We start from the raw sequence: 10,893 nt of genomic DNA on the forward strand, positions 1-10,893 counted from the left end.
CGCTTTGACGACGCCTATGGGGGCCGGTTGTTGCACTATGATGACAGCGTATCCGGCGCCGCCATCGGAAAAGTGACAGTGACAGCCGTGCCCTCGCCGACCCGCGACGCGATGTCGAGCGTCGCACGATGACGCTCGGCAATGTGTTTGACGATCGCGAGGCCAAGCCCGGTGCCGCCCACCGCGCGGCTGCGTCCGGGATCGACGCGGTAGAAGCGTTCGGTCAGCCGGGGCAGATGCTCCGGCGCGACGCCCTCGCCTTCGTCGACGACACGCAGCCGGACCTTGCTGCCGACCTGCGTGAGCGACACCCGGATCGGCGTACCCGGCCGACCATATTTCAGCGCATTGCCGATGAGATTGTGGAGCAGCTGGCCGATCTGGACACGATCCCCCCGGACCGCCGGCACCGGCTCCACCCGCAGCTCGATGCGGTTCCGGTCGGCCTCGCCGCGCAGACCGGAGCGTATCACCCCCACGACTTCATCGATCACCGGCCCGAGCGCCAGCCCGTTCTGCGGGACGGCGAAGCGGTCCGCCTCGATCCGCGAGAGCGAGATCAGGTCGTCGACGAGTTGCTGCATCCGCTTCGCTTCGCCCAGCATGATCCCGAGGAAGCGCGCGCGGATCGCCGGATCTTCGGCGCCGCCGCCCTCGCCGAGCGTCTCTATGAAGCCCAGGATGGTGGCGAGCGGGGTCCGCAGCTCGTGGCTGGCATTGGCGACGAAATCGACGCGCATGCGTTCGGCGATCCAGCTGTCGGTGCGATCGCGCAGCGTCACCAGCCTGTTGCCTCCGGCAAGCCGGCGCACCGTCATCGCCCACCGCCGGTCAGGCTCGCCCAGCCCGGCGATTTCGACCGGTGTCTCGGTTTCACGATCGGCCGCGACCAGCTCCGCGGCGACAGGATGGCGGAGCGCCAGCCGGAAATCGCCTTCGACCTTCTCGGCGCCGAACAGCCGGCGGGCGGCGGCATTGGCATGGGTTATGCGCTGGCCATCGAGGATCAGCAGGACATCGTCGACGGCATCGATCAGTTCTTCGGTGCGATCCGCCATGTCGACCGCCGGGGCGGGCGGCAGCGCGGCCGATGCAGGCTCCCAGCGGCGCGCGCGCCAGGCGAAGCCCGCCGCGACGAGCCCGGCCACGGCCGCTGCCATCAGGGGGGCCGACAGCAGCAGGGCAGCCCCTGCGACGACCAGAAGCGCGGCGACGCTGCGCAGGATCGGCCGGTCCGCCATGCGGCCGGTGATCGCGGCGTCCTGCCCGGGAGGCGGCAAGGGTTCGTGCTTCATCAGACCCCCTTTATAACCGAATTGTGAAATCTATCGGACATATAAGCTGTCGCTCGCGCCCGCCCAGCATCATTCTGGCACTCGCATCGAAACCGGATCGGCGGTAAGACGAGCGCGCCTGGGGCGTGTGGGGGTGATTATGCGTGACGAGGACGAACAGCCGGAAGGCGGCGCGCACCGCGCAGACCAGGCCCAGACACGCCGTGCGATGCTGCGGATCGGTGCGCTCGGCACCGCCGCGGTGGTCACGATTCGCCCGGGCATCGCCCAGGCCGCAACATCGCTGCTCACCTGTTCGGTACCGGTCCCCGACAGCGCCAACGCCGACAAGTGGATCAAGTCGGATGGAACGCTGGTGAAAAAGAACAGCAAGGATTCCTTCGCGCCCCCGTCGGCGCCTCTGCGTGGCGAGGATGTCAAGAATTCACTGAAATATGGGACGGATTATCCGGGCTACAGCGGGGCGCAGACCGATGCCTATAACGCTTATATCCAGAAGCTGAGCATCGGGAAGCAGGGCTATACCTGCTATGCCTCGCTACAGAGCCCCAGCCGTCAATAGGCCCGCAGGCATGGCTGAATGGTGACCGAAGCGCTCTACCGAAGCGATTTCCTCCATCATTGCCGGACGCACGCGATCGACGGGATGCTGCTCGTCTTCCACAGGCCTTCGGGGACGACGCATTTCCTGGCCAGTCCCGTGCCCGAGATGCTCGAATTGCTGGCGGAAGCCCCGTCGGATTCAGCCGGCCTGTGCCGCCGCCTGTGCGAGCGGCTCGACGTACCGCAGGACGACGAGGCGCTTGCGGTCGTCGCGGCGCGGCTGCGGGACCTGGTCGCCAGTGGCCTGGTGCAGGCCGCCTGATGCACGAGATCAAGCTTCGGGTCGGCACCATTTCCTATCGCGTCGCTTCGCCCTGGCTGGCGCCCGTTGCAGCGCTGCGCCGGCTCTATGCCGGCTATCCCGCGCCCGAGGACGGCATCGCCACGGTGACGGCGCGGATCGGCCCGCCGGCGCGCTGGCGGCGCTGGATCCGCCCGCAGGTTGGCATCGAAGGCGATCACAGCCTGCCGGACACGGTCCCGATGGCGTTGCGCCACGCGCTGCTCGCCGCCGAGATGGCGATGAACATGCAGGTCGCGCTCGGCGAACGCCGCCATCTGCTGCTGCACGCCTCGGCTGTCGAGCGCGGCGGCAAGGCCCTGATCATGCCAGGGGAGTCCGGCTCCGGAAAATCGACGCTGGCGGCCCTGCTCGGCGAGGCCGGCTGGCGGCTGATGGCCGACGAGTTCGTGATGATCGACCTCGCGAGCGGCATGGCGCTGCCCTTCCCGCGCGCGATCAGCCTGAAGAACAGCGCGATCGCCGAAATGGTCGGCCGGATCGCCGACCCGGGCCGTTTCGGCCCGCAGCTGAGCGCCACGCCCAAAGGGGAGCTGCGCCATCTGCGTCCCAATGCCGACGCGATATCGCGGATGGACGAGCCGGCGGTGCCCGCGCTGATCCTGTTTCCGTCCTTCGGCTTCGAGGCCGCGAGCGAGGGCGTCAGCCGCTCCGAACTGTTCATGCGCCTCACCGAGGGCTCGACCAACTATGTCGCGCTCGGACTGCCCGGCTTCGAAGCGCTGCTCCGCCTTGCCCAAAGCGTGCCGTCCGCGCGCTTCGCTTATCCGGACAGTGATAGCGGCATCGCCATCGTCGAGCAGTTCTGCGCCGAGGCCGGGATATGAGGGACGCGCGCGCGCTTGCGGCCGCGCTCGCCGATCCGGTGTCGGTGCTGGCCTTCTCGTCCGATGACTGGACCAGCCTGCTGGCCATCGCGCGGGCCGAGCGCCTTGACGGCAGCCTCGCCTTCCGGCTGGCGGACCTGCCGCTGCCGCCGGTCGTGCTCCGGGCGCTGGAAGATGCCCGTGCGCAGGCCGAGTTCGGCCAGACCCAGGCGCTGTGGGAGGTTGAGATGGCGCGGCGCGTGCTGGCGCCGATCGGCATCGCGCCGATCCTGCTCAAGGGCAGCGCCTTCGCCTTCGCCCGACTGCCCGCCGGAATAGGGCGGCTCGTCGGCGATCTCGACATCCTCGTGCCGCGCGACAGGATCGACGATGCCGAAGCGGCGCTGCTCGCAGCGGGCTTCGAATGGGTCAAGAATGACGATTATACCCAGCTTTACTATAGGCGGTGGATGCACGAACTGCCGCCGCTGGTGCATCGCGAACGGGGCAGCATGATCGACGTCCATCACACCATCCTGCCGCCGACCGCCCGGCGCACCCCCGACGCCGCGGCGCTGATCGGGGACAGCATCGAGATCGCGCCGTCGCTGCGCATCCTCAGCCCCCCCGACATGATCATCCACGCGGTGGCGCACCTGCTGGCCGACGGGGACCTCGCTGGCGGCCTGCGCAATCTGTGGGACATCGACCGGCTGCTGCGGCTGTTCGCGGCCAGCGCCGATTTCTGGAAGGCTCTGGAGCGCCGTGCCGCGCTCCACGAGATGCGCGAACCGCTCGGCCTGGCGCTGCGGCTTGCCGACCGCATCTTCGCCACGCCGGTCGAGCCGCGCCTCGCAGGCTATGACCGGATGCGCGATGGCCTGTTCGTCCGGAGGCTGCTTGCGCGCGACGGCTGGGGACGACCGACGCGGCCGATCAACCGGCTGGGCTTCTACATCCGCTCGCACTGGATGCGGATGCCACCGCTGATGCTGGCGCGACATCTGTGGATCAAGGCGCGCGCGACATGACGGCGGATGACCTGCTGGTCCGCGAGCTGGGCTGGATCGAGCCCGCCGAGATGTTCGCGCGACTGTCCGGCCAGGCCGGCATCGCCTTTCTCGACAGCGCCGCAGCCGGCGATCCACGCTCGACATGCTCCTACATCGCGGTCGATCCGGCCGAGGAGATACGGCTCGACACCGCCTCCATGGACGAAGCGCTCGCGGCGTTGCGGCGGCTGCACGTGCCGGCGGCGGCCTCGGCGCCGCTGCCGTTCAGCGGCGGCCTGATCGGATTGCTGTCCTATGACCTCGGCCCGAGCGCGCTCGGGGTGACAAGCCGCCATGCCCCCGACCCGGAACTGCCCGCGCTGGTGGTGCGGCGCTATGATCTGGTGCTCGGCTTCGATCATGCCGCCCGCCGTGCCTGGGGCTTTGCCCGGCCGCGCGGCACGCTGCGGGCGGAGGAGCGGCTCGCGCGGTTGCTCGATATCGCGGCGGAACCGCTGCCGGCCTGTCCCACCGCGCTCGCATGGACCGAGGAGACGAGCCCGGAGCGTCACGCGGAGATGCTCGCGGCGGTTCTCGGCTATCTGCGCGCAGGCGACATCTACCAGGCCAACATCAGCACGCGCTTCACGGCACCGCGTCCGCCCGGCTTCTCGCCCGCCGCCGCCTATCTCGCCCTGCGAGACCGCACCCCGGCACCCTTCTCCGCCTATCTCGACCTCGGCGACGGCGGCAGCCTGCTCAGCGCGTCGCCCGAACGCTTCGTCCGCTGCGATCCGGCCGGGCGAATCGAGACACGGCCGATCAAGGGAACCGCGCTGCGGTCCAGCGATCCCGACGAGGATCGCCGCAACGGCGAGCGCCTCGCTGGATCGCCCAAGGACCATGCCGAGAATCTGATGATCTGCGACCTGCTGCGCAACGACCTCTCCATCGTTGCCGAGGAAGGCAGCGTCACCGTCTCGCAGGTCGCCCAACTCGAGGGCTTCGCATCGGTCTGGCACCTCGTCTCGGCGATTCATGCCCAGCTGCGCCGCGGAAAGGATGCGATCGATCTGCTGGCCGCGACCTTTCCCGGCGGATCGATCACGGGCGCCCCCAAGCGCCGGGCGGTGGAGATTATCGACGCGATCGAGGCCTCAGCGCGCGGCCCGTTCTTCGGAATCCTGTTCGCGCTGGCGGACGATGGGGCATTGGACAGTTCGATCGTGATCCGGTCGATCGCCGCGACGCCGTCCCGCCTGATCGCGCGGGCCGGCGGCGGCATCGTCGCGGACAGCATAGCCGCCGCCGAATATGCCGAACTGCGCGCCAAGATCGATCCCGTTCTGGGATAGCCTCCCGGCGCGCGCGATTGCCATTGGCCGGAAGCCCGGTTGAATCGGCCGTACCGATCTGTTACATAGACTGTGTTGACAAGGATGGACCGCCTGTGCCTGCACCCAAGAACAGCCCCTGTTGCGATAGCGATGGTGCGGGAACCAAGAAGACCGCCGCTACCCGCGTGTTCGAGGCGGCGCGCGACCTGTTCTATCATCGCGGGATTCGGGCCGTCGGCGTGGACGAGATCGTCTGCAAGGCGGGCGTCACCAAGCCGAGCCTGTATCGCGCCTTCGCATCGAAGGACGATCTGGTTGCCGCTTGCCTCGAAGAGAGCGGTCGCGAGAATCGGGCGGCTCTCGACATCGCCGTAGAGCAGGCCGGAGCCGACCCCCGCGATCAGTTGCGGGCCATAGTGCGTCATTTCGCGACCAAGATCGCTGCGCCCGATTTCCGGGGCTGCCCGATGAGCAATACCGCCGTTGAAATCCCCGAGCCCGGCCATCCCGGTCGCGCCGTGCTCGAAAGCTGCAAGGCCGAAATGCGGACGAGGGTGGCCGAGGTCACCCGGCGCATGGACATCGCCCGTCCCGATGAACTCGCCGATGGTCTCGTGCTGATCATCGAGGGCGGCATGGCGGCCCATCATATTTTCGGCAGCCAGGGGCCTTGCGCGGCAATGACCGCGACCACCGACGCGCTGATCGAAGCGCATAGCAGGACGCAGATCAGCGCATAGACGCTCGAATCCTCCCGCCACGCTGCGGGGGTGCCGCTATGGGTGACCGACCTCCAGCGCGCGCATCTCGATCGCGTGCAGCATCGCCATGAAGCGATCGAGCTCCTCGGGCACGAAGCTCGCAAAGATCCGCTCCTCATATTCCAGCGCCTTGGGCGCGACCTCCGCGTAGAGCGCCTGCCCGGCATTGGTCAGCGCGAGCAGCCGCGACCGGCGGTCGGCGCGGTTTGGCGCGCGCGCGATCAGGCCACGGTCGACCAGCGCGATCGCCGCGCGGCTGACCGTAACCTTGTCCATCCGCGTCGCGGTGCAGATGCCCTGCTGGGTGATGCCGTCATTCTCGGCGACCACCGCGATCACCCGCCATTCGGGAATGGTCAGGCCGAACAGAGCCTCATAGGCGCTCGCGATCACATCGCTGACGACGTTGGAGGTGACCGACAGGCGGTATGGGATGAAATGATCGAGGATGAGACGTTTCGGGGCCATGCGTGTTGGTAACATTTGACACGACTCACCGCAAATCCGATAATCGTTTCAAATGTTACTGATGGAGGCGGCCATGACCGATTCGCATCTCGAGCCCCACCACAATCCCCTTGGCCTCGACGGGTTCGAGTTCGTCGAGTTCACCGGTCCCGATCCAGAGGCCCTGGCAGCCCTGTTCCAGGCAATGGGCTTCACCCATCTCGGCAATCATCGCTCGAAGAATGTCCGCCGCTACAATCAGGGCGACATAAACTTCATCCTCAACATGGACCCGACCGGCCAGGCCGCGGACTTCCGCGCCGCGCATGGCCCATCCGCCAACGCGATGGCGTTCCGCGTCCACGATGCCGCCAAGGCCCTCGAAAAGGCCGTCACGCGCGGAGCGAAGGCCGTGCAGAGTCCGGCCGGGCCGATGGAGCTCAACATCCCCGCGATCGAAGGCATCGGCGGCTCCAACCTCTATCTGGTCGATCGCTATGGCGCGCGAGAGATCTACGACGTCGATTTCCGGCCGGTGCCGGGCGCGAAGAAGGATGACCGCTCGGTGGGCCTCCACACGCTCGATCACCTGACCCATAATGTCCATCGCGGGCGAATGGATCATTGGGCGCGGTTCTACGAACGCGTCTTCAACTTCCGCGAGATCCGCTATTTCGATATCGAGGGCAAGGCGACGGCGCTGCTCAGCCGGGCGATGACCGCGCCGGACGACAAGATCCGCATACCGCTCAACGAAAGCCAGGACGAGACCAGCCAGATCGAGGAATTTCTTCGCGAATATCGGGGCGAGGGCATCCAGCACCTGGCACTCGCGACCGACGACATCTTCGCCACCGTGGACGCCCTGCGCGTCAATGGCATTCGTTTCCAGATCAGCCCGGAGAGCTATTTCGACGGCATAGACAAGCGCCTGCCCGGCCATGGCCATGATGTCGGCGAGATGCGCAAGCGCGGTATTTTGATCGACGGCGCCCCCGAAACCGGCGGCGGCCTGTTGTTGCAGATCTTCACCGAGAACATGGTGGGTCCGATCTTCTTCGAGATCATCCAGCGCAAGGGCAATGAGGGCTTCGGCGAGGGTAACTTCAAAGCGCTGTTCGAATCGATCGAAGCCGACCAGATCCGCCGCGGCGTGGTGAAGGCGGATGGTTAAGCGCGAAAGGCCAAACCCCTCCCCTGAAGGGGAGGGGGTGGAAATGGCCGATTACTTCCCGGGCTTCGGCAATCACCTATCCTCCGAGGCGGTTCCCGGCGCGCTGCCGGTAGGCCGGAATTCGCCCCAGCATGTGCCCTTCGGCCTCTATGCGGAGCAGCTTTCCGGCACCGCCTTCACCGCGCCGCGCAGCGAGAATCGGCGCAGCTGGCTCTATCGATTGCGCCCCGCCGCCAACCATCCCCCGTTCAAGCCCTATGGCCGGCCGGGCCTGCTGCGCTCCGCCCCGTTCGACGAGGCGCCGCCTACCCCCAACCGGATGCGGTGGGATCCGCTTCCGCTGCCAGCCGAGCCCACCGACTTCCTCGACGGGCTCGTCAGCATCGCGGGAAATGCCGGCATGGGCGTGCACCTCTATGCCGCGACCCTGCCGATGGAACGACGAGCCTTTTTCGACGCCGATGGCGAGCTGCTGATCGTGCCGCAGGAGGGCCGGCTGCGCATCGTCACCGAGATGGGGAGGATCGAGATCGAGCCGCTCGAGATCGCCCTCATCCCGCGCGGCGTGCGCTTCAGGGTGGAGCTGCCCGACGGCGCGGCGCGCGGCTATGTCTGCGAGAATTACGGACCGGCATTCCGCCTGCCGGAACTGGGTCCGATCGGCTCGAACGGCCTCGCCAATCCGCGAGATTTCGAGACGCCGTCGGCCTGGTACGAGGACGTCGACGCGCCGGTCGAACTGATCCAGAAGTTCGAAGGAGCGTTGTGGACGACGATGCTCGATCACTCGCCCTTCGACGTCGTTGCCTGGCACGGCAACCTCGCACCATGCCGCTACGATCTGCGCCGCTTCAACACCATCAACACGGTCAGCTTCGACCATATCGATCCCTCGATCTTCACGGTGCTGACTTCGCCGAGCGACACCGCCGGCACCGCGAATTGCGACTTCGTGATCTTTCCGCCACGCTGGACCGTAGCCGAGGACAGCTTCCGGCCACCCTGGTTCCACCGCAATGTGATGAGCGAATATATGGGTCTGATCGAAGGCAGCTACGACGCCAAGGCCAGCGGATTCGCGCCGGGCGGCGGATCGCTGCACAACCGGATGTCCGGCCATGGCCCGGATCGAGCGAGCTATGAAGAAGCCATCGCCGCCGACCTCCAGCCCCGCAAGATCGAGGCAACGATGGCCTTCATGTTCGAAAGCCGCGCGGTATTGCGTCCGACCCGCTTCGCGCTCGACACGCCGCTGATGCAGTTCGATTATGACGATGTCTGGTCAGGCTTCGCCAAGGCGGAGCTGCCGCGATGATCGCGATCGATGAGACCCATGATCCGGCGCTGACCAGCTGGGTGCCCGGTGCCGACCGACATGCCGATTTTCCGGTCCAGAACCTGCCTTATGGCATCTTCTCCGTCGACGGCCGCGCTGCGAGGCCTGCCGTGGCGATCGGCGACAAGCTGCTCGACCTGCTCGCGATCACCTGGCTGCTGCCGGTGGAGGTGACCGGGGGCACACTGAACGCCCTGTTCGCCCTCGCGCCGGAGCGGCGGCTGGCGTTGCGCCGCAAGCTCTCCAGCCTGTTGTCCGACGACAGCCACCGCCCTGCCATCGCACCCCACCTCTACGACCAGGGTGCGGTGACGATGCACCTGCCCGCCGCGATCGGCGATTACACCGATTTCTATGCCGGCATCCACCACGCCAACAATGTCGGCCGTCAGTTCCGGCCCGACAACCCGCTGCTGCCCAATTATAAATATGTGCCGATCGGCTATCACGGCCGCGCCTCGTCGATCCGGCCATCGGGCGTGCCGGTGGTGCGGCCGCGTGGCCAGCGAAAACCGCCCAATGCCGATACGCCGGTGTTCGGGCCGACCGCACGGCTTGATTTTGAGCTGGAGCTGGGGGTGTGGGTCGGCCGAGGCAATCACCTGGGCGATCCGATACCGATCGCCGAGGCCGCAGATCATATCGCCGGCTTCTGCCTGCTGAACGACTGGTCGGCGCGGGAATTCCAGGCGTGGGAATCCCAGCCGCTCGGCCCCTTCCTGGCCAAGAATTTCCACTCGACGGTGTCGCCCTGGGTCATCACCGCCGAGGCGCTGGCACCGTTCCGCATCGCCCAGCCGCCGCGGCCGGACGGCGATCCCGCGCCGCTTGCCTATTTGTGGGACGAAGCAGATCAGTCAGGTGGTGCGCTGGCCATCGACCTGGCGGCCTATCTGCTCACCGCGAAGATGCGCGAAGCCGGCCTGCCGCCCCACCGCTTGAGCCGGGGCCCGGCGTCGAACATGTACTGGACCGTCGCGCAGCTCGTCACACACCACGCCTCGAACGGCTGCAACCTCAACCCGGGTGACCTGCTGGGCACCGGCACGCTTTCCGCACCCAGCGAAGACGGCTTCGGCAGCATGCTGGAGCTTTCGCGCGGCGGCGCGCAGCCGGTGCTGCTGCCGAATGGCGAAGAGCGCAGCTTCCTCGCCGACGGCGACGAGGTGATTCTGACCGCGACCGCCCGCTCGGACGGCTATATCCCGATCGGTTTCGGCGAATGCCGGGCGATGGTGCTGCCGGCGCGGTGATCGGTCAGAAGATCAGCTTCCGGATCTGCAGCCGGATCGTCCGCCCGGCCGGATCGAGATAGCCGGGCTGGTAGCGCAGCGGCGTCGCGCCGGTCGCATCGCGCACCTTCAGATGCGAATCGAACAGATTGTCGATGCGCAGCGATATCCGGGCGCCCTGCGCCCAGCCCTGTTCGATCAGCGACGGGATCTGCCCGAGGTTCACGAACAGCCGCGCGTTTACCGATGCGCGCGGCGAGAAGCGCAGGTTGCCGGTCGGTACGCCTGCCGCACCCGTGACGGTGGTTCCGCTTTGCCAGTTGGCGGTCAGCCGCGCGCCGAGGCCGTTGTTCGAATAGGTGGCCTGCGCCTCGAGCTCGTGCCGCGCGGTGCCGCCGCCCGAGCCGATCGTGTCGCCGTTGAGCAGATCGAGCACAGGCAAACCCTGGCGGATCAGCACCTCGTCCTTGAAATGCCAGGTGTGGAAGACCGACAGCTGGATGCGCCCGCCCTGACCGCCGCCGCGCCCGCCGAAGCCACCGCCACCGCCACCGCCACCGCGCGCGCGTCCGCCATCACGGGGCGCATCGCCGGCGGGCCGCGTCTCGC

At 67.4% G+C, this 10,893-nt stretch carries 11 protein-coding genes and 1 pseudogene; 9 read left to right on the forward strand and 3 right to left on the reverse strand.

All coding sequences use genetic code 11. The features are described from left to right. Positions 1–35: 35 nt before the first annotated feature. A complete protein-coding gene (locus AC1DPF_RS17425; protein ID WP_477962604.1) occupies positions 36–1,295 on the reverse strand; it encodes an ATP-binding protein in 1,260 nt (419 codons plus the stop codon). Positions 1,296–1,434: 139 nt separating this feature from the next. Between AC1DPF_RS17425 and AC1DPF_RS17430 the strand changes: the two genes are divergently transcribed. The 6 genes from AC1DPF_RS17430 (at position 1,435) to AC1DPF_RS17455 (ending at position 6,074) form a co-directional block, all read left to right on the forward strand. Then, entirely contained in the window at positions 1,435–1,857 is a 423-nt protein-coding gene (locus AC1DPF_RS17430) for a hypothetical protein (RefSeq protein WP_477872689.1), read from the forward strand. Between the two features lie 18 nt (positions 1,858–1,875). After that, the gene (locus AC1DPF_RS17435) at positions 1,876–2,160 is read left to right on the forward strand and encodes an HPr-rel-A system PqqD family peptide chaperone (RefSeq protein WP_477872687.1); all 285 of its coding nucleotides are present in this window, start codon (positions 1,876–1,878) and stop codon (positions 2,158–2,160) included. After that, positions 2,157–3,026: an HprK-related kinase A gene (locus AC1DPF_RS17440; RefSeq protein ID WP_477872919.1), complete on the forward strand. Its 870-nt coding sequence runs from the start codon at positions 2,157–2,159 to the stop codon at positions 3,024–3,026. The genes AC1DPF_RS17435 and AC1DPF_RS17440 overlap by 4 nt, the downstream gene beginning before the upstream one ends. Next, complete coding sequence (locus tag AC1DPF_RS17445; RefSeq protein ID WP_477962606.1) at positions 3,023–4,036, forward strand: nucleotidyltransferase domain-containing protein; 1,014 nt, start codon at positions 3,023–3,025, stop codon at positions 4,034–4,036. Before AC1DPF_RS17440 ends, AC1DPF_RS17445 begins: the two co-directional genes overlap by 4 nt. Further along, positions 4,033–5,352: an anthranilate synthase component I family protein gene (locus AC1DPF_RS17450; protein WP_477872683.1), complete on the forward strand. Its 1,320-nt coding sequence runs from the start codon at positions 4,033–4,035 to the stop codon at positions 5,350–5,352. Before AC1DPF_RS17445 ends, AC1DPF_RS17450 begins: the two co-directional genes overlap by 4 nt. A gap of 95 nt (positions 5,353–5,447) precedes the next feature. Further along, positions 5,448–6,074 (forward strand): TetR/AcrR family transcriptional regulator, encoded by a 627-nt coding sequence (locus tag AC1DPF_RS17455; RefSeq protein ID WP_477872681.1) that lies wholly within the window; start codon positions 5,448–5,450, stop codon positions 6,072–6,074. Between the two features lie 36 nt (positions 6,075–6,110). On the opposite strand, the gene AC1DPF_RS17460 is transcribed toward AC1DPF_RS17455, so the two are convergent. Next, entirely contained in the window at positions 6,111–6,563 is a 453-nt protein-coding gene (locus tag AC1DPF_RS17460) for a MarR family winged helix-turn-helix transcriptional regulator (protein WP_477872679.1), read from the reverse strand. A gap of 73 nt (positions 6,564–6,636) precedes the next feature. Between AC1DPF_RS17460 and hppD the strand changes: the two genes are divergently transcribed. The 3 genes from hppD to fahA are packed head-to-tail and all read left to right on the forward strand — an operon-like array spanning position 6,637 to position 10,305. Continuing rightward, positions 6,637–7,716, forward strand: coding sequence for a 4-hydroxyphenylpyruvate dioxygenase (gene hppD, locus AC1DPF_RS17465; protein WP_477962608.1), 1,080 nt, complete (start codon positions 6,637–6,639; stop codon positions 7,714–7,716). Positions 7,717–7,759: 43 nt separating this feature from the next. Beyond that, positions 7,760–9,031, forward strand: a complete 1,272-nt coding sequence (gene hmgA / locus AC1DPF_RS17470; protein WP_477962610.1) for a homogentisate 1,2-dioxygenase — start codon at positions 7,760–7,762, stop codon at positions 9,029–9,031. Next, the gene (fahA, locus tag AC1DPF_RS17475) at positions 9,028–10,305 is read left to right on the forward strand and encodes a fumarylacetoacetase (protein WP_477962612.1); all 1,278 of its coding nucleotides are present in this window, start codon (positions 9,028–9,030) and stop codon (positions 10,303–10,305) included. The genes hmgA and fahA overlap by 4 nt, the downstream gene beginning before the upstream one ends. A gap of 4 nt (positions 10,306–10,309) precedes the next feature. Here the strand turns inward: fahA and AC1DPF_RS17480 are convergent. Beyond that, positions 10,310–10,893, reverse strand: a pseudogene (locus AC1DPF_RS17480) (TonB-dependent receptor); the annotation flags it as partial.

The organism is Rhizorhabdus sp. P4_G6 (assembly GCF_056401045.1).